This window comes from Leptospira abararensis, assembly GCF_016918735.1.
Lineage (GTDB): Bacteria > Spirochaetota > Leptospiria > Leptospirales > Leptospiraceae > Leptospira_A > Leptospira_A abararensis.
Window position 1 is genome coordinate 17,446 of record NZ_JAFFPR010000060.1, and the last position, 18,684, is coordinate 36,129.

Genomic DNA, 18,684 nt, shown 5'->3' on the forward strand with positions numbered 1-18,684 from the left:
GTTTAAGGATCGACCAAAAGAGTTTGTCTCGTAGAAGAAAAAAGGAGAATCCCCACCACTAGGTGGGGAAAATTTAGAAAATTATCGAGGTCGAAATTCTAATCGAAACCTACCTTCCCCCACTTGTTCCTTCGAATAGAGAATTTTTCTATGAACCCCATTGATATAGTCATCCACCAAGTTTCCATAAAAGGGACTTGCTAGGTTTCCACTATTTCCAATCGGAAGCTGGGTGACCGACTCTTCAAAACGACCATAGTCAATCACTCGTCTTTTAGAAGGTCCAGCGAAGGCAGTCCAATCTTCCTTCATGAGTTTGTATTTCAAATTGTTCACAACCTCTGACCCACCTGCGGAAGGGAGAGGGCCAATATCAAAAATCCCACCTACCACTGGCAATACGCCAAGGGGATGTGGGTGTTTGATTTTATACAGATTTTTCCAAGTCCAAAGGCTTGGGGAAGCAGATAGATGGTTTTCCAAATACCTTCCTGTTTCCTCAATCGACCTTTTCAAAATATCTTCTCTTGATTCAGTGATCCCTTCTGTTCGTAAATCATCCCAAAAAGGTGAACTGGGGTTACGCAGAAAACGACGGTAAGCAATCCAATATTCAGCCATATCTCCGTATAACTCAAAATTGGTGGTTCCCATCTCATCGATTAACAACTCCCGAAGAGTGATATAAAAGAAAACGTCGTAAACAGCAGCACCTTGCGATTCGGGAAAATGTTCAAAGTTCCAAGTTTTTAAGATCCTTAATACCTTTTTTCCGTTCGGTGTTTTGGCATCCTTAACTGTCGATAAAACTAGATCCAAATATTCTGGTGCAAAGGAAGATACCGTATCGTTCTGAATGGCCGCCAGTTCTTCCAAACTCCATTTTTCCTTTGTTTCCAAAATTCCAACTAACCTCTGAAAACGATCTGGTGGTTGCCAGTTTCCTTCAGGTATTCCAAGTCCTGGAAGGGGTTTATTTGTCACTTGGTTATTGGCCGTGACAATGATTCCATTTTTAGGATTGATGATTTTTGGATTGTTCTTTACCGGAACATAACCAATCACATCGTTTTCTCCCGTAGAACCTTCTAAAATTTTACGTGAATTTCCAGACTTTAAAATTGGGAACCGGCCTACTGCATAGTAAGCGATGTTTCCATTTTTATCCGCATAACTAAAATTAAGACCAGGAGCACCAATCATAGAAGACGCGGCATCGAGTTCTGTGAATGATTTTGATTTTCCCATTTGAAAGAGAACATCTAGGAGTGGGTTTTGTAAATGGTGGTGAGCCCAGTACAAACTGACTGGTCGACCTTTGAATCCTTTGATATGTTCAGTGATGAGTGGGCCATGGTTTGTGATTCCCACTTCAAATGGAATTTCTGTACCATCTTTTTTACGAATGGGATCGCGGTAGTAAGTCAAATCCTTCCAACCAGCTCCGGTTTTGAATTTGTTTCCATCAATGGTTTCCAAATACAAATTCACATCATCTTGTTCCAACATGGTTAGTCCCCATGCCTTGTCTCTGTTATGTGCAATGAGGGGAAAAGGAATGATGGATAAAAAGTATCCGTAGTTTTCATATCCAGGGTATTCAATATAAGCTTCATACCAAGCACCAGGATTGGATAATGCAATGTGTGGGTCATTGGCAAGAACGGCCCCACCACTTTCTGATCGACTCGGTCCCACAAGCCATGAATTACTTCCTTCCAAAGGCTCAATTGGCAACTGGAGTTGATTCACAAAGGATACAAGTTGTTTTAGATTAAGAACATCAGATCCACTGGTTAGGTTCTGTTGATTTGGTTTTAGAAAATGATTCTGATTTTGAATTGGATTTAATTTTTTAACATCCTGGTTTTGTGCCAACTTCCGAACACCAGGTTGTGTTTCCAAAATAGTTGCATTTTTTTCAAAGTCATACCTCGGGAAAAGTTCGCTTGCAGAACGACCCTTTAACTCCGATTCCATGATGGTGTACAAACTGTCCGATTTGATTCCTTCGGCAAAAGAAAAACCCATATAAAACAAAAAGGAAATAGCATCAACTCTATCAAATGGCCTTGGTTTGATGCCAAGAATTGTGTATTCGATCGGCAAATTGTCTTCGGAGAGAAAATGGTTCACCCCATCCAAAAACCAATCCAATTGATTCCAGGCTTCTGGATGGATATGACTTGTTTGATTGGCATATTCTTCTGCCGTTTTTTTCAAAAGGAGAGACTTTAAAAACTGATCCGTGGGTATAAGTTTGTCTCCGAAAATTTCCGTGAGTTCTCCTTTTCCGATCCGTCTTTGTAATTCCATTTGGAAAATACGATCCTGGGCCATCGTATAACCTAATGCAAAGTAGGCGGACTTGGCGTCTCCAGCAACAATATGCGGAATCCCAGCACCGTCCCGAATCACAGTTACTTTGGAAGTAAGTTTATCAGAAACAATCTCTCCATTGTAGTTCGGAGCTTTTAAGGATACGAGTCCCCAAAACAAAAAGTGTAGGGAAACTGGAAGGGTGAGGATAAAAACAAGAAAGAGACTGGTAAATGGTCTCTTTCTTGTAAATGTTTTTACTTTGTCTAACATAGGTTACTGCAATGTTTTAATTTGACGAATGCGATTTTGTTTGTCTGCCGAATCCCAAGCTGCATTCGAGAAGGATTCCACTTTATAATACTTTGTTTTGTATTCATCCTTATAAGGGATGACAAGTTCACGGTCTGGTTCTGTTGTTTTAGCCGCTTGGATTTTACGAAGGCCTTCGGCACCTTGGTTGAACCACTCCGGATCAATTGGTAAATTCACACGATGTCCACGGAAAGATGTGGCGATATATGGACCGTCCAAATCTTTATCCCGAAGGATTTTTCCATAAAAAGTAAACTCTACTTCATTGGAACCGGAAACCAAATCACCATCATACACTGAATAGGCGACATACTCTCCATTCTTTTCGTCCTTTAAATTCGCCTCCAAATGGTATTTCCCTTTTTTGTAAACATTCACAACAGCTCTCACAATGAGAGAACCATCTTGTAAGGAGTCAGAAAACACTCCGTTAAATTCTGCAGGGATGGATGGACTGGAAAAAAAACTAGAGGTTAAAGTTGTTTTAAGATTCTCTGGCCCGTAAGTGATTTCTGCAACGAGAGACATTTGACCCCAATCAGGTTTTTGTGGTTTCCATGAAAAAGTAAAAATGTTATCTCCTCTTGTTTGGTCACCATCTGTTCCATTGTCATTCACTGATGCACTGACAACTCCAAACCTTTGACCTTCCCATTCTTTAAATACCTGGTGAGAATCGATAGATACCTTCACACGGTTTCTTGCTTTGTCACGGCATTCTAAAGTCACATACATCATGTCTTTGTTTCCAATGACAGCCCAAGTTTTGGGTTGGAATAGACAAACATAACCTGTTGGTTCGTTCGTTTTTGGATCAATGGAATAGTCGGGAGAGGTTTCGATGATAAAAGGAAATGCTAAATCATGATTTAAAATAGACATCGGTCTTGAAAACGGAGGGTATTCGGACCATTCTAAATACTTTTCTAAAATATATTCGGGGGTGGCTCCATCGTCGGGAATCCCACTCGATCCATCAGAACCACTTCCAGAACTATCATCAGCTTGCGTTGGATCAGAGCTACTTGCCATCCGTTCTTGTCTGGCTTTCTCTCTAGCATCTTGATCAGAACCTGCATTATCCTTAAATAAAAAGAAGATAAGGCCAATCACGACCAATATAACAACTGCTAGATACACACCGTATCTACGAATTAAATCCATACGCTCCCATCCTTTTGTTTTGTAAAACGGATAAGAGCCTTGTCGGTTTTGGAACTATGTAAAGTAAAATTTAAATGGAAAGAAGACTCGCAACCGTTTCCGAAATCATACTTTGTGTTGGAACTGGCATGGATTTCCAATCTTCATAGTAACGGTACACTGATCGTGAATACTCTGGAATGCCTCCAAACCGTTTATAACCACCAAGTCCTGCATTATAAGATAATAATGCTGCTTCCACCGAGTCGGTCCGTTCCAAAAGATAATTCATATACAAAACACCAAGATACAAATTGGTTTCTGGATCATATAAATCTTTTTCTGAAGAAAAGGGGATTCCTTCTTTTGTTGCCAACCATTTGGCAGTCGCTGGCATCACTTGCATCAGGCCGAGAGCGCCCTTATGTGACTTGGCCCGTTTATGGAATTGGGATTCTGTATGCACCAGGCCTACCAAAAATCCTAATTTGTCATAACGTTCGTGTTTCTTTCCCATAGGCAGGCGTAAATTCAGAGATGCTCGCTCCATTGCGGAAACAAGATCTGACCTCTCCTGGGGAGATAAACTGGGGCGGTATTTGGCAATGTAGACTTCCAACTTTCTTTTAGAAGATTCGTTTCGAACGGCAAGGCCGGCCGAACTAATCTTGCCATAAGATTCCATAAGAAAGACTAGAACTAGAAAACTAGTTCCAAGGATTTGGGTGAGTGAGTTTCTTTTTCGCATTAGGTCCTCTTGTAGGAGACTTTCCTTTGTGCATCGCACAATAAGCCCATGATTTCCCTAGGCCTCTCACGAGCAAGCCCAATTTTGTGCATCGCACCAAACCAATCCCCCAGGAAAAACGAAATGCTTGCCTAAAGTCAAACATCAGGGATATCTGGATTGCTTGGTCCCCTTACTGAATCTTTATAGTTTTTTCTATTTTGGGCTCTGTTTGGTGAGCGGGATTGCCTTTGTCTATTTTATGTCCCGTAAGGAGGATCTCACTCCTACCTTTCGTGGCCTCTTGATTCCCTTATTCTGTCTTTTTTTCTGGTCTGTGGCATGGTCGATTTGTAATTCTTTTGTGGCACCTTGGACCGCCTATGTGTTCGTATTTCTAAAAAATCCAGTCATTTTGGTTTTGGGAGTCTCCTCTTCCCATCTTGCCTTTGGGTTCCAGGAAAATAGTTTTCCTAGATGGAGAAAGTGGAGCCTTCGGATTCACATCATTTTTGCAGCTGCCGCCATCGTAGCCAATGGGATTGGATTTTTTTACAGAGAGATACATTTTGATCCGAAAATGGAATTTTATGTTCCTGATCAAAATTCAGCCTCAAAGATTGTTCAATTATCGATTATTTCCATAGCAGGCGTTTTGTGTTTAATTCTTGGGAATACGATTGCAGCACTCACGGCGAAGTTTTTTCGGTTTCAAGGATCAAAAAAAAGAAATACGGGCGGATTTCTTTTAGCGATACTAGGGATTCTTTTGTTAGCGTTTGCAGATATCTTAGTTGATCTAAACTACTTTAGCAAACCAACATTTTTATTTTTACTCACCAACCTAACGATCATTATCATGACCATTCTTGTGTTAGTTTCACTCAACCAAGAAACCATCCCCTCGACAGTTGGATTCAAAATCATGACATTCAACTTAACTGTTTTATATTTAATCCTTTCGATTGTTGCAAACTTTCTTTTCAACCGATTTAGAATCGACTTTCAAAATGAAATGAGTCGGGAAAAACATAGCATCAAAACTCAGTTTGAATTGGGGACCATTTATCCTTTTGTATATCTTTCAGATCTTGTTATTGATGTGCAGAATCAATCTTTTCGTATCAACAAAATCAATTTCACAAAAGAAAACATAACAGAGATCCAAAACAGACCAAATTCTTTTGAATCGTTTACAGTTGAGTCCTTTTCTAAAGAACCCAAGGGGATTTACTGGGTTTCTGAATTCTACGCTAAAAACCATCATTTCCTAATTGCAATCCCTTATATAGAATACAGAAACACGGTTCACCAAACCGTTGTTTGGCTAATTGTCACGTTATTATTCTCTCTGTTTACGATCTTTATGTTGTATCCAGTGTTACATAAAACAAGTATCGTCTATCCATTGACAAGATTACTTGCGGGAATTCGAAAAATGCATTCGGGCGATTTATTTGTTACAGTCAAAGTATCAAGTAGAGATGAAATCGGAGAGTTATCAAACAGTTTCAATGAAATGATATCGATTGTTCGGGATGCGAGACTTCAATTGGAACAAAAAATTGAAGAAAGGACAGAATCATTAAACCAAACCATCTTAGAATTAAGAGAAACCCAAGAACAACTTCTACAAGCAGAGCGGATGTCGACTCTAGGAAAAATTGCGGCCAGTGTTGCCCACGAAATCAACAACCCACTAGCAGCCATTAAAGGGAGTATCCAGTTTATTAAAGATGGACAATCCAACATTCCAAACCCTGAAAAATCAGAAAATTTTCTTTTAGCGGAAAGATTTATCGCAGAGTTCAAAAACCAAAAACGCTCGGAAGTCACGTCCCGGTTTAAAAGAAAAAAAGAACTCATTGCTTTCTTTAAATCAAAATCTATTCCCGATCCCATTTCCCTGGCAGACACCTGTTTTGATTTTAAGATAGAGACCGTTCCCGAAGAATACCAAACCCTATTCGATACAGAAGAAGGAAGAAGCATTTTCCAGTCACAACTCAATGACTTTGTCATTGGATTTCATTTGGGGATTATTGAAACCGCAGTGGAACGAGCCTCCAAAATTGTTTTTGCCCTCAAACACCATTCCTACTCCGGTCCCAAGGAATCGCAAAAATTCCTCTCTCTCAAAGAAGGAATTGATTCAGTTCTCTCCATGTATTCCACCAGTTGGAAACAGAATATTGAAATTGAATGGAAGGTGAGCGGGGATCCTGTGATTCTCGGCCATGCCGACGAACTTGTCCAAGTATGGACCAACCTCATTTACAATTCCATCCAGGCCTGTCCGAAAGAAGGTGGGAAAATCCGAATTTTTCTGAAAGAAGAACAAACGGAGGCACTCATCACTATTGAAGACAATGGGAAAGGAATTCCGGAAGACATACTTCCACGTATTTTTGAACCATTTTTCACCACCAAAGAACTGGGAATGGGGACAGGACTCGGCCTTTCCATCGTTCAAAAGATCATCCAAAACCATAATGGCAGCATCCAAGTCGAAAGCCAACCTGGCAAAACCCTCTTTTCCATCCACATCCCCCTAGCAAAATCCTAGGTTCCAGCCCTAAACATTGTCAGAGAAACCCTGACAATGGCAAAATTATGTTAAAATTTTGTCTAAATTTAGGAAAAAATTTCTTGTCAATCTTTTGCCAAACTTATAAAACAAAGAGAACATACCTTCGGAAATAGGAAAATCAGATGCGAACCATACTAGCGACAATTACAGCCATTCTCTTAACGGGATCCCTAAGTGCCCAAACTTACACAGTCTTCATTCATGGAAAATCAGACAAAAATCACAATGGTGTTGGGACTACTGATGTAAATAGCTACTGGGGTTCCTCAGTAAACTCTGTCGGTGGAACAAGAATCTTCATCGGTTACGATGGAAAAACCGATCCTAGAACTTATGGATCTTCTCGCGCACAATCAAACATTGCCACTGGTCTTACTAACTATTGCAAAGGATCTAACTCTTGTAAAATCGTTTGCCATTCTGCAGGATGTTATGCCATTGAATATTGGTTGTCTAACCTCGGTTCTACGGCTTCAGCAAAAGGTTTTAATCTAACAAAAGTAACAGCTCTTGCTGCAGCTTCCGGTGGATCGGAACTGGCGAATGCTCTCAACGGGATCACTTTTGGTTTCGGTGGAAACGCAATGGACAAGTCGCTGATTGTAACTACAGCACGTGGTGCCTTCAATCATAACAATACTGCTGGAGTTGCTGTAAACCATGTCCCTGGTTACAAAGGAATGTTTGGCGCTTCTGTCATTCTTCCTGGAGAAGATGACTATGCCGTTGCTTACCACTCTTCTTGCGGTTACAACCGCGCAGGCGGATTAAACAAATGCCAATCTTCACTCACTCAGTATGAAGGACTTTGGCCATTTGGATCCAACAGAACATACAACCAATACAGTGGTCACTACCGTGCACCGTCTGTTTCATCTACAGGACTCTATCTAGACCACGGTCAAATCAAAACCGAAGGTTGGAGATAGATAATCGGAATCATTTAAAGAAGGAAAAGGAAAAAAGAGATGCGTAGCTCAATCACAACAATACTCGCGATGCTGTTTGCAGGATCGCTCAGTGCTCAAACTTACACTGTGTTCATTCACGGTAAGTCAGACAAAAACCACAATGGTGTGGGAACAACAGACGTAAACGGATACTGGGGATCTTCCACTAGCACCGTTTCCGGATCTAAGATTTTCATCGGTTACGATGGAACTTCTGACCCTAGAACTTATGGATCTTCCCGTGCACAAACAAACATTGCCACTGGTCTTACTAACTATTGCAAAGGATCTAACTCTTGTAAAATCGTTTGCCATTCTGCGGGATGTTATGCGATCGAGTATTGGTTGTCTAACCTTGGTTCTACGGCTTCGTCAAAAGGTTTTAATCTAACAAAAGTAACAGCTCTTGCTGCAGCTTCTGGTGGATCGGAATTGGCTTCTGCTCTGAATGGGATTACATTCGGGTTTGGTGGAAATGCGATGGACAAATCTCTCATCGTAGGAACTGCTCGTGGTGCCTTCAATCACAACAATACTGCTGGAGTTGCTGTAAACCATGTCCCTGGTTACAAAGGAATGTTCGGAGCATCGGCAATTCTTCCTGGAGAAGATGACTATGCTGTTGCTTACCACTCTTCTTGCGGTTATAACAAAGCCGGTGGATTGAACAAATGCCAATCTTCTCTCACTCAAAGTGAAGGAATTTGGCCATTCAATTCCAACGTAACTTACACACAATACAGTGGACACTACCGTGCTCCTTCCGTGACTTCTACTGGTCTTTACCTCGACCACAGTGAAATCAAAAAAGAAGGATACCGATAGGATTCGAAATACTCCCGATTCTTCTCTAAAAGAGGAAACAGGACGAAGGTCAGCCCAAACCGGCTGGCCTTTTTTTTGCCTTCACTATATATAAATTGACACATTTGACTTATTTATGTAATTTGTGTCGTAATAAAGAAAATCAGGAAAGGGAAAAAAAATGCGAAAGACCATCACCACTGTACTTGCGATGTTATTTGCGGGATCGCTCAGTGCACAAACATACACCGTGTTCATTCACGGAAAATCAGACAAAAACCACAACGGTGTGGGTACGACAGACGTAAATTCGTATTGGGGAACCTCAGCGAATACGGTTTCTGGATCTAAGATTTTCATCGGTTACGACGGAAAAACTGACCCGAGAACTTACGGATCGGCTCGTGCACAAACAAACATTGCCACGGGGCTTACTAACTATTGCAAAGGATCTAACTCTTGCAAAGTAGTTTGCCACTCAGCAGGATGTTATGCGATCGAATTTTGGTTGTCTAACCTTGGTTCGACGGCATCGGCAAAAGGTTTTAATCTAACAAAAGTAACAGCTCTTGCTGCAGCTTCTGGTGGATCGGAACTGGCTTCTGCATTAAACGGCGCAACGTTTGGGTTTGGTGGAAATGCGATGGACAAATCTCTCATCGTATCCACAGCTCGCGGGGCATTCAATCACAACAATACGGGCGGAATTCAGATCCACCATGTACCTGGTTATAAAGGTGCATTCGGACCATCTGCAATTCTACCAGGAGAAGATGACTATGCTGTGGCATACCACTCTTCTTGTGGATACAACCGTTCTGGTGGGCTTGACAAATGCCAATCTTCCATCGTGAGTGGTAGCACTACTTATACACAATACACAGGACATGTGAGAGCACCTTCTCTAACAGCCACTGGTTTGTATAAGAACCATAGTGAAATTAAAAACGAGGGAACTCGTTAATTAGTTGTCTGATACAAAATACCCCTTGGTATTTTACACCAAAGGGTATTTACTTTAAAGGCTGAAAATATTTCAGCCTTTTTTATTTTAAATTCCAATCCAAGAAATATATTCTTTTATCCGTGTTTGATGACACCCTGTCTAGATTTCCCAATAAACCAGTAGTATAAAACAGGAACAGCAAACCGGCTAAGAACAGTTGCTGCTATTTCACCAAACATCAGTGAGATGGCAAGACCCTGAAAAATAGGATCGAATAACATCACAAAGGATCCCACCACAACGGCAGAAGCAGTGAGTAACATGGGTCGAAACCGAACCACTCCCGCATGAACCACCGCTTCCTTGAGAGGCACACCTTTTTTGATTTCTCCTTCGATAAAATCAACTAGGATGATCGAGTTTCGAACGATGATCCCAGCTCCTGCGATAAACCCAATCATTGATGTGGCTGTAAAGTAAGCTCCCATCACCCAGTGGCCCGGTAAAATTCCAATTAGGGAAATAGGAATGGGTGCCATGATCACAAGGGGAACTGTATAACTTTTAAACCAACCTAAAACCAAAACATAAATCAGTAAAATCACAACCGCAAATGCTCCCCCGAGATCACGGAACACTTCATAGGTGATAAACCATTCCCCATCCCACTTAATCACAGGTTCCCTTGTATTCCAAGGAACGTCGGCTGTTTGTGTTTGGTATTTGATTTTCGGTGCGAGTTTCAACATTCCATAAACGGGAGCTTCTTCGGCCCCGGAAAGTTCACTCATCACATAGTTGACTGGCTTTAGATTTTTACGGAATAACGCTCGGTCTTCTTCCTTATATGGATTTCCCAAAACCCGTTCCGAGGAAACCACACCTGCCTCCATTGACATGATGTTTTGGTTTTGGAAAGGATTTTTGGAACCACGAGCATTCTGGATCACAGATAAATTGACCGTCACTTCCTCAGGTTCCAGAGCCGTGGCTAAACTGACCAGAGAAGATTCAGAGAAAAGAATCGAACCTGTATACGCCAAAGCGGAAGTTTTGATTCCATAAAGTCCAGATTTTTCAAAATCAATGGGATACACCATCTTGGGCCGGCCATTACGAAGTGAAGTATCCAAATCCACAACACTTGGCTCTTCCCGAAAAATATTGTAAATTTCTTCGGTCACACGTTGTCTTTCTGCAGCTGTTGGGCCATATACTTCTGCTACCATCGTTGCCATCACCGGTGGGCCCGGAGGGATTTCCAATACTTTGGTCACTACTCCATAACGATCACCAAACTTTCGTATGTCGGATCGTAAGGATTCTATAATCTCATGACTCGATTCTTTACGATCGTTTTTGTTCTTTAGAATAATTTGTAAATCATTCATAGAATCAAGGTTTCGAAGAAAGGAATGTTTCACCATACCTGAGAAAGAAAACGGAGCCGCTTCCCCAGCGAAAATTTGAATTTTTTCTACATTGGGATTTTTTAGAAGAATTTTTGTCAGTTCTTCGGAACGGACCATACTTTGAGTGAGTGTGGTTCTTGGCTCGTAATCAAGTAAAACCTGGAACTCTTCTTTGTTGTCAAAAGGTAACATCTTCACTTTCACCCACTTGAATCCAACAAATGCCATAGAGGCCAATAACAATCCGATAGTAATCGCACCAAACACAGTGGCATTCTTTTTGAATCCAAGTAACCAATTCATAAAACGAATATAAATTTGATCTAGTTTGGAGATTTTATGTTCACCGGTTTCACTCTCAGCATGAGTATGATTCTCTTTCAAAAGTCGAATGGAGGCCCAAGGAGTGATGACAAAAGCAACGATGAGGGAAAGGATCATCGCAAGGCTTGCCCCAACAGGAATTGGTTTCATATAAGGCCCCATAAGTCCTCGCACAAAAGCCATAGGCAAAATAGCAGCAATCACAGTAAAGGTAGCAAGAATGGTCGGATTTCCCACTTCTGATACAGCCACAAGTGTTGCACGAATGATTCCTAACTTTGGATTTTCTTCCAAATGCCGTTCAATGTTTTCTACAACCACAATTGCATCATCGACTAAAATCCCGATAGAAAAGATCAAAGCAAATAGAGTGACACGGTTCAGTGTATACCCAAGGAAATAGTAGATTGCTAAAGTCAGTGCCAATGTGACGGGGATGGCAATGGCAACAACAAGTGCTGAACGCCAACCCATCCATAACGCAATCAGAATCGTCACGGAAATGGTTGCGATAAGAAGGTGTTCGATTAATTCATGTGATTTGTCTTCGGCTGTACTTCCATAGTCACGGATCACACTCAAACGAATTTCTTTTGGTAAATCTTTCTGGAATAAATTGGCTCTTTCCAATAGATCCTTAGATAAATTGACAACGTTTGTGCCTTTTCGTTTGGCAAATACGATTGTGACCGCATTTCGTTTTGTTTCCCCGAGAGATTTGTCAAAGAGTGCCGAAGATCTGGTTCTTTCTTCTGGCCCCTCTTCTACGACGGCTAAGTCTTGGATACGAACCACTCGTCCCCCGCGTTGTGCAACAGGAAGGCGTTTGACATCTGATATTTTTTTAAGTACACCACCTACTTCGATATCCATCACAGAATCGGATGACCAATTTTTCCCAGCAGGGATGAGCGCATCGTTCTGTTTTAAACTCATAGCTACTTCAATGGCAGTAACTCCATAACGGTTTAGAAGATTAGGATCCACCTTAACGCGAACCACTTTTTTAAGTCCACCTAACATTTGCACACTTGCTAAATCAGGAGTGGAAGATAATTCACGAGCCAGTGGTGCAACAATTTGGCGCAACTCATAGTCATTCATTGTTTCTGCACTGAAACTCAAGGCAAGAAAGGGAACATCGTCAATAGAATAAGACTTAACGATGGGACTTAGTGTGGTCTGTGGAAGAGAGTTCTTTACCTCCATCAATTTATGGTGGATTTTTACAAGCGATGGTTCGATGGGTTCTCCCACTTTGAATCGAACCGTAATATAACTGCCATGCCATTTACTTGTGGAATAAACATATTCGACTCCTTCCAATCCCCAAACCGCTCGTTCTACAGCTTCTGTGACTTTGCGTTCCGTTTCTTCAGGAGAAAATCCAGGAGCAGGAATCTGGATATCAATCATAGGAACCGAAATTTGTGGTTCTTCTTCTTTTGGTGTTAGGTATACGGCAAACAAACCAAGCACCAAACTTGCAACCGCAATGACGGGAGTGAGACGAGAATGCAGAAAGGTTTCCGCAAGCCTTCCTGCAAATCCTTTTCTAATTTCTTCCAATGGATTCATTTGATTCTTCCTTATTTGAAAATAATGATGTTTCTGTTCTGACTTGTAAAAGAGCGACTTCCGTTTCCATTAAAACACGAGAGAGTTCTAAAGATTTATTGAGTGTTTCTGCAAATTGGACAGCATTGATCGCACCACTTTGAAACAATCTCTGCATATTCACAATCTGTTCGTCTTGGTATTTTACGGTTTCCCTGACTAACTCGAGACTTTCCGAAAGAGTTATTTCTTTTTGGAAAAGAGATTTTACGTGGGCTTCTTCTTCTTTAGTTTTCTCTTCTATTTTTTTTAAGGCTGCTTCTGCATTGAGTTTGGATTCTTCCACAACTCCCATATCCTTGGGATTATAGAGATTCATTTGCAGATACACACCCGCTTGGTAGGCGTTCGCTGTATTACGACTTCCTTGATACCCGTAAGCTTCAGAATAAGCACCGACCTTTGGTAAAAACTTAGCCATTTCCATTTCGCTCTTGAGTTTTTCCCCTTCGGCATATTTGATTTGGGCATTCATCTGATTGGATCTTTCGTATCCTGTGGGACGTTTGAAATGAGTGTCCAAAAATACATTCAAATCTGATTCAATAATTTCTAAATCAGAAGGAGGGAGGTCTGATAGAACATATAATGTTTCTTTGTAGTCGCTAATTTGCAGATCTGATTGTTTTTCAAGAACGGCGATTTGGTTTTTTATGGATTTTAAAGCTAAGTAACCGGCATACCCAACTGGATTTCCCTTATTCCCGAGGGAGTAGTTGGATTGGAATCTAGATTCAATTTTTTTAATTTGCTCTAACCTGTGTTTGTATTCATTTAACGTTTGTATGGCCCTGTAGTAAAATCCTGCTTGAGCAAATTCTCTGTCTCGAACCGCAAGCCATTCAAATTTAAGACCTACAGATCTTTTTTCATTCATTGCAGCGAGTGTTTTTCCGGAACCACCTTCATACAGTGGTAAATCCATACCAAGTGTTCCACGGGAATAAGTATGACTTCCTGGATAGTTGAGTGTATCTTTGGCAAGTAGATTCATAGTATCCGAATTCAGCGTGGAATAAGGTTGGTTATTCGAATCTAAAAAGTTTCCTGGCCTATATCTTGTAGATGCTGTGGAAAAATCAGAGTCGGTAGCACTCCTTTGGCTTAGTTTTCCCATAAAGTTGAGAGTGGGATCATTCGTTTGAAAAGTGCGTAAGTCTGTGTAAACCCTAGGTAACCAGTGTTTGTCGGATCGATCCCTTGCAATTTCTCCCGCTTTCCATTCCAAATATTTAGATTTTCTTGCTGAAGAATTCTCTTCGATTCGTTTCCATAAGTTTTCAAATCCGACGCCCTCCGCAAAGAGAGCCATCGGACCGACCAAAAGCAAAATGCTAATGATAAATTTCATATTCTTAATCCCTCACCTTCGGTTGAAAACCAAGTTTGTTCAGAAGAATTGCCATCGGACAAAAACCAATGGTTGAAAAAACAACCAAGTTCACACCCACAAGTAGGTTCAAAAGATACCACCAAGGTGAAACAAAGGTTCCGAGTGAAACTCCCACCAAACTAAATAGCCCAGCGATGAAATAAACCACTCGTTCCAAATACCAAGTTTTTGTTGAAGCTAGAAACATTACCATACCCCCTATAGTATATAGAATCTAAATCCACATATACCCCGTGGGGTATATGTGGCAAGCGAATTATGGATTTTTTCTAGAAGGTAGGCGAGATTAAAGTGAGAATGCGGCGGTAATGGCTTTTTTTACGTCAGTTTCGATACTTTGGTTGGACTTTTTTTCTTTAAAACAGGTATCCATATACTCGTGGATGTAGGCCTCCCCAAATTTTTTCATGGCCTGGTGGGCTGCTTTTAAGAGTAGGATTGCTTTTTCGCAGTCTTTTTCTTCGGTTGTAATTGTATTCTTGATTGCTTCCAGCTGTCCCTGGATTCGATTGATACGGTGGATCAGTTTAGTTTGGTTTTCCGAAAGGCTCATTCTACATACCCGGCAGGGTATAAAGAATTCATCAAGTAAAAAATGACCCCCTTCCCCTTTTCTAAATCTCCCGCATCCATCCTTCCCCAATCACCACCCTACTACGTTTCCAATTTTGGATATTGGGATGGGGAATCCTCCTATCAAACTGCTGGTCTTAGATTTGTCCTAGAATTTGCCAAAGCTTGCCAACTGGCGTCTCAAACAAAAATTTTGGAGGTGGGATCAGGTCTCGGTGGCAGTTTGGTGTATTGGCAAAAGAAGTTTCATCCAAAACTTCTCTCTGCGATTAATCTTCCAGGAGAACAATCAGATTTCGCTGAACAATTGTTTGCTTCTAATCATGTTGCAGTCGAACCATTTCTCAAGGGAAGCTGGGAAATAATGAAATCGTTACCAAATGCAAGTTATGATTTTGTATTCTCTTTAGATGCATCTTATCACTTCCAAAACCTTCCTCTATTTTATAGAGAGAGTTACCGAGTTTTGAAACCCGGTGGAAAGTTTGTATTTACTCATTTTCAAGTTGCAGATAAAAAATTTAAAAAACTTTGGTGGCTTTACCTACCCTTTCTTATCCCGAAGGGAAATCTAAAACAAACCACAGAAACTGTTTCCGATTTAGAAGGTGCTGGCTTCAAACAAATTCAAATCCTTGATTGGACTAAACCTGTCTTACAAGGCTTTATCAATGGATCTATAAATTTTCCAACTTCTCTAAAGGCATTTACTAAAGTTTTAGGTTGGTTTGTAAATCATTTGGGACTTACCTACCAATATTATGTTTTTGAAAAATAAAATCGAAATTGGATTAAAGATCGATTAAATCATCAATCTGTTGATTAGCTAACCTAGCAGCAACAAGTAATCCTGACTTTGCTCCTGCTTCCAAAAGAGGAATTCCGTAGAGAGAATACGAACCGCATAACCAAAGATTACACTGTGGGTTAGAGTGTAACGTTGCAATTCTCCCGATGGCTTTGGCGGTCCGGTCATCCATCACTGGTCTTTCAAACTTTGCCAATTTTAAAGTATCAGTTTCTTTGGGAAGTTTGTGGGGATTCCATGTTTGAAAAATTTTTTTACCCTGCAGCTCTGGAATGATCCTACCCAAGTCCAAAGTCACTTCAGGTTTGTCATAATTATTTCTGATTTTAAAAACTAAAGAAACGGATGGATTAGAAAAATAAGATTCATCCGAATGCAAAACTACATCACTTGATTCATAACGGAACTCATTTAGAATTTCTTTTTCTAAATCAAATCCTTCACCGAGCAGATCTTTTGCTTGGTTTGCCTGTGTAGAAAGAATTACATGTTCAAATTCTTTTTCTTCGTTTGCAAATCGAATGATGGTTTTATCCGCTTTTTTATAGATTCGCTGGATCCCGGCATTTAATTGCAAGTTGTTTAGGCCGTTGGTGAGGCGATTGACAATATCTCTCGTTCCAAAACTTGCCGTTTCTTGCGGAGTATAGGAATAACCTCGGGAATGGTATCCGATTATGGTTTCTGCAGGATATGCTCCCACAGTCTCCGTCTTACAAGTGTTTACTAGGGCAAAGGTTGGAAGCAAAAATTCATAAATAAATTCTTTGGAGTATCCATACTTTATTAGAAAATCTAAAATAGAAATGGACGGGTTCTCCCTTTTCCAGTCGTCTTTTGCGTTGGTGTAAAACTTTAATAGATCGGAAAAAATCCTACGTCCTTTGGACGAAACTAAAGAATCCATTGTGGGCACACCAAAAGGAATCCCAAACAATTGGTGGGAACGAAATCCAAATATTGCCTCTTCATTTGACTCCACCCGAAAGGAATAATCAACGGCCCTTGTTCGGATGCCCGCTTTATCATAAATCTGGAAGAGAGTGGGATAGTAGTCACGTTTGATGGTTCTAAAGGGAATATCAAATTCTACCTCTTTACCATCTACCATTTGTTTGGCGCCAAACGCGGCCATCCCTATCTCTTGATGTTTTTCGTATAAGGTTACATCTTTAAATTTTTTCAAAGCCCAGGCCGCAGTAAGTCCCGTAATTCCAGAACCGACTATTGCGATCACTTCATACTTCCTGTTTTTAAAAATTGGACATGCCAAGAAAGTGCTTTTTCTAAATCATGCGGAGTATGTTTCCCTTTGGAAACACGAAGAGCATTTTCATAGTATTCACGGAGTTTGTCTCTATAAATGGGATGAGCACAGTTGTTAATGATGAGTTCGGCCCGTTTTTTAGGAGGACATCCCCTGAGATCAGCTAACCCTTGTTCTGTAACAAAAATCATTGTTGAATGTTCGTTATGATCTGTATGAGATACCATAGGAACCACTGCAGAAATATTTCCTTCTTTTGCGAGTGAAGGTGTCATAAAAATACACAAATGAGAGTTTCTTGTGAAATCACCTGAACCGCCAATTCCATTCATCATCGAAGTCCCCATCACATGAGTAGAATTTACGTTTCCATAAATATCTACTTCAATAGCAGTGTTCATAGCAATGAGGCCCATACGCCTGATCACTTCTGGGTGGTTTGAAATCTCTTGCGGACGAATGACAAACTTCGATTTCCATTCATTAATGTTTTCATGAAATCGTTTCAGTCCCTTTTCGGAAAAAGTTAAAGCGGATGTGGAAGCAATCTCCAATTTTCCAGCATCAATCAAATCAAATACCGAGTCCTGGACCACTTCGGTATACATTTGAATGGAATGGAAGTTGGGATCTTTTGCCATGCTCGCAAGCACGGCATTGGCAATGTTTCCAACTCCATTTTGAAATGGTAGGTATTCTTTAGGAATTCTTCCCATCTTGATTTCATGTTGAATAAAAGATAAAACATGGGCCGCGATGTTTTGGCAATCTTCATCAGGTGTTTTGAAAACTGTAGCCGCATCTGGTTTGTTTGAACGCACAATCCCTTTGATTTTATCAGGAGGGACTTGAATATAAGGAAGGCCGATCCTGTCTCCTGGCGTGAGAATATTAATAGGAAGTCCCTTTTCGTGGTGATTGGGGAGATAGATATCATGATACCCTTTTAATTCCAAAGGATGGGTATCCGTTAACTCAATATAGACGGATTCCGCATTTTGAATGTAAGTGGCACTCATTCCAGAAGATGTGGACAGATAAATTTTACCGTCAGTTGTAACATCAATGGCTTCTACAATAGCGGCATCAATTTTTGGTAATATTCCATGTTCGATGTATTTTACTACATGAGACAAATGCATATCAATGAAATCGGTTTCGCCTTGATTGATAAGGTTCCGAAGGTGGGAATTGGATTGGTAAGGGATTCTTAATTTAAGAGCACCCGTTTTCGCCAAAACACCATCCAATTCTTCTCCTGTGGAGGCGCCTGCATACAGATTGATGGAGAATTCTTTTCCCAACTTTTTTTCATCTTCGATTCTTTTGGCAAATGCGACAGGAATGAGTTTTGGATAACCCGCCGGAGTAAATCCAGAACATCCTAGAGTTACATGCCTCGGCAATAATGCTGCGACATCTTCTGCTGTTTTGAGTTTTTCTTCAATTAATGAGTTAGTAACGGCCATAAGTGTAAATTCTCTTCTTTGACCAAA

At 40.7% G+C, this 18,684-nt stretch carries 14 protein-coding genes; 5 read left to right on the plus strand and 9 right to left on the minus strand.

All coding sequences use genetic code 11. The features are described from left to right. Positions 1–81: 81 nt before the first annotated feature. The 3 genes from JWG40_RS17380 to JWG40_RS17390 form a co-directional block, all read right to left on the minus strand. Positions 82–2,592, minus strand: a complete 2,511-nt coding sequence (locus tag JWG40_RS17380; RefSeq protein ID WP_205287036.1) for a penicillin acylase family protein — start codon at positions 2,590–2,592, stop codon at positions 82–84. Positions 2,593–2,595: 3 nt separating this feature from the next. Then, on the minus strand, positions 2,596–3,798 hold the full coding sequence (locus tag JWG40_RS17385; RefSeq protein ID WP_205287037.1) for a hypothetical protein: 1,203 nt from the start codon (positions 3,796–3,798) through the stop codon (positions 2,596–2,598). A 70-nt stretch (positions 3,799–3,868) separates the two neighbouring features. Beyond that, positions 3,869–4,525: a transglycosylase SLT domain-containing protein gene (locus JWG40_RS17390; RefSeq protein WP_205287039.1), complete on the minus strand. Its 657-nt coding sequence runs from the start codon at positions 4,523–4,525 to the stop codon at positions 3,869–3,871. A gap of 163 nt (positions 4,526–4,688) precedes the next feature. Here JWG40_RS17390 and JWG40_RS17395 point away from each other — a divergent pair, with 163 nt between their 5' ends. The 4 genes from JWG40_RS17395 to JWG40_RS17410 all read left to right on the plus strand — a co-directional run bounded on the left by JWG40_RS17395 (position 4,689) and on the right by JWG40_RS17410 (position 9,812). Next, the gene (locus tag JWG40_RS17395; RefSeq protein ID WP_205287040.1) at positions 4,689–7,070 is read left to right on the plus strand and encodes a HAMP domain-containing sensor histidine kinase; all 2,382 of its coding nucleotides are present in this window, start codon (positions 4,689–4,691) and stop codon (positions 7,068–7,070) included. A 146-nt stretch (positions 7,071–7,216) separates the two neighbouring features. After that, positions 7,217–8,023, plus strand: a complete 807-nt coding sequence (locus JWG40_RS17400; RefSeq protein ID WP_205287041.1) for a hypothetical protein — start codon at positions 7,217–7,219, stop codon at positions 8,021–8,023. Positions 8,024–8,062: 39 nt separating this feature from the next. Next, on the plus strand, positions 8,063–8,869 hold the full coding sequence (locus JWG40_RS17405) for a hypothetical protein (protein ID WP_205287043.1): 807 nt from the start codon (positions 8,063–8,065) through the stop codon (positions 8,867–8,869). 160 nt (positions 8,870–9,029) lie between these two features. Further along, the gene (locus tag JWG40_RS17410) at positions 9,030–9,812 is read left to right on the plus strand and encodes a hypothetical protein (protein ID WP_205287044.1); all 783 of its coding nucleotides are present in this window, start codon (positions 9,030–9,032) and stop codon (positions 9,810–9,812) included. A 116-nt stretch (positions 9,813–9,928) separates the two neighbouring features. Here the strand turns inward: JWG40_RS17410 and JWG40_RS17415 are convergent, their stop codons facing one another. The 4 genes from JWG40_RS17415 to JWG40_RS17430 all read right to left on the minus strand — a co-directional run bounded on the left by JWG40_RS17415 (position 9,929) and on the right by JWG40_RS17430 (position 15,093). Beyond that, complete coding sequence (locus JWG40_RS17415) at positions 9,929–13,108, minus strand: efflux RND transporter permease subunit (protein WP_205287046.1); 3,180 nt, start codon at positions 13,106–13,108, stop codon at positions 9,929–9,931. Next, positions 13,086–14,498, minus strand: coding sequence for a TolC family protein (locus JWG40_RS17420; RefSeq protein WP_205287047.1), 1,413 nt, complete (start codon positions 14,496–14,498; stop codon positions 13,086–13,088). The genes JWG40_RS17415 and JWG40_RS17420 overlap by 23 nt, the downstream gene beginning before the upstream one ends. 4 nt (positions 14,499–14,502) lie before the next feature. Further along, positions 14,503–14,727: a YgaP-like transmembrane domain gene (locus JWG40_RS17425; protein ID WP_205287048.1), complete on the minus strand. Its 225-nt coding sequence runs from the start codon at positions 14,725–14,727 to the stop codon at positions 14,503–14,505. Positions 14,728–14,826: 99 nt separating this feature from the next. After that, on the minus strand, positions 14,827–15,093 hold the full coding sequence (locus JWG40_RS17430; protein ID WP_002984317.1) for a metal-sensitive transcriptional regulator: 267 nt from the start codon (positions 15,091–15,093) through the stop codon (positions 14,827–14,829). 42 nt (positions 15,094–15,135) lie between these two features. Between JWG40_RS17430 and JWG40_RS17435 the strand changes: the two genes are divergently transcribed. Next, positions 15,136–15,891, plus strand: coding sequence for an SAM-dependent methyltransferase (locus JWG40_RS17435; protein ID WP_205287049.1), 756 nt, complete (start codon positions 15,136–15,138; stop codon positions 15,889–15,891). Positions 15,892–15,904: 13 nt separating this feature from the next. On the opposite strand, the gene JWG40_RS17440 is transcribed toward JWG40_RS17435, so the two are convergent. Continuing rightward, positions 15,905–17,158, minus strand: a complete 1,254-nt coding sequence (locus JWG40_RS17440; RefSeq protein ID WP_205287050.1) for an FAD-dependent oxidoreductase — start codon at positions 17,156–17,158, stop codon at positions 15,905–15,907. Then, complete coding sequence (locus tag JWG40_RS17445; RefSeq protein WP_205287051.1) at positions 17,155–18,657, minus strand: succinate CoA transferase; 1,503 nt, start codon at positions 18,655–18,657, stop codon at positions 17,155–17,157. The genes JWG40_RS17440 and JWG40_RS17445 overlap by 4 nt, the downstream gene beginning before the upstream one ends. Positions 18,658–18,684: the final 27 nt, after the last annotated feature.

Excerpts from the sequence above, each read along its gene's own strand:
- JWG40_RS17435 (WP_205287049.1), top strand. The coding sequence starts at position 15,136 with ATGACCCCCTTCCCCTTTTCTAAATCTCCCGCATCCATCCTTCCCCAA.
- JWG40_RS17420 (WP_205287047.1), bottom strand. The coding sequence starts at position 14,498 with ATGAAATTTATCATTAGCATTTTGCTTTTGGTCGGTCCGATGGCTCTC.
- JWG40_RS17430 (WP_002984317.1), bottom strand. The coding sequence starts at position 15,093 with ATGAGCCTTTCGGAAAACCAAACTAAACTGATCCACCGTATCAATCGA.
- JWG40_RS17405 (WP_205287043.1), top strand. The coding sequence starts at position 8,063 with ATGCGTAGCTCAATCACAACAATACTCGCGATGCTGTTTGCAGGATCG.
- JWG40_RS17385 (WP_205287037.1), bottom strand. The coding sequence starts at position 3,798 with ATGGATTTAATTCGTAGATACGGTGTGTATCTAGCAGTTGTTATATTG.
- JWG40_RS17380 (WP_205287036.1), bottom strand. The coding sequence starts at position 2,592 with ATGTTAGACAAAGTAAAAACATTTACAAGAAAGAGACCATTTACCAGT.
- JWG40_RS17425 (WP_205287048.1), bottom strand. The coding sequence starts at position 14,727 with ATGTTTCTAGCTTCAACAAAAACTTGGTATTTGGAACGAGTGGTTTAT.
- JWG40_RS17445 (WP_205287051.1), bottom strand. The coding sequence starts at position 18,657 with ATGGCCGTTACTAACTCATTAATTGAAGAAAAACTCAAAACAGCAGAA.
- JWG40_RS17400 (WP_205287041.1), top strand. The coding sequence starts at position 7,217 with ATGCGAACCATACTAGCGACAATTACAGCCATTCTCTTAACGGGATCC.
- JWG40_RS17410 (WP_205287044.1), top strand. The coding sequence starts at position 9,030 with ATGCGAAAGACCATCACCACTGTACTTGCGATGTTATTTGCGGGATCG.
- JWG40_RS17390 (WP_205287039.1), bottom strand. The coding sequence starts at position 4,525 with ATGCGAAAAAGAAACTCACTCACCCAAATCCTTGGAACTAGTTTTCTA.
- JWG40_RS17415 (WP_205287046.1), bottom strand. The coding sequence starts at position 13,108 with ATGAATCCATTGGAAGAAATTAGAAAAGGATTTGCAGGAAGGCTTGCG.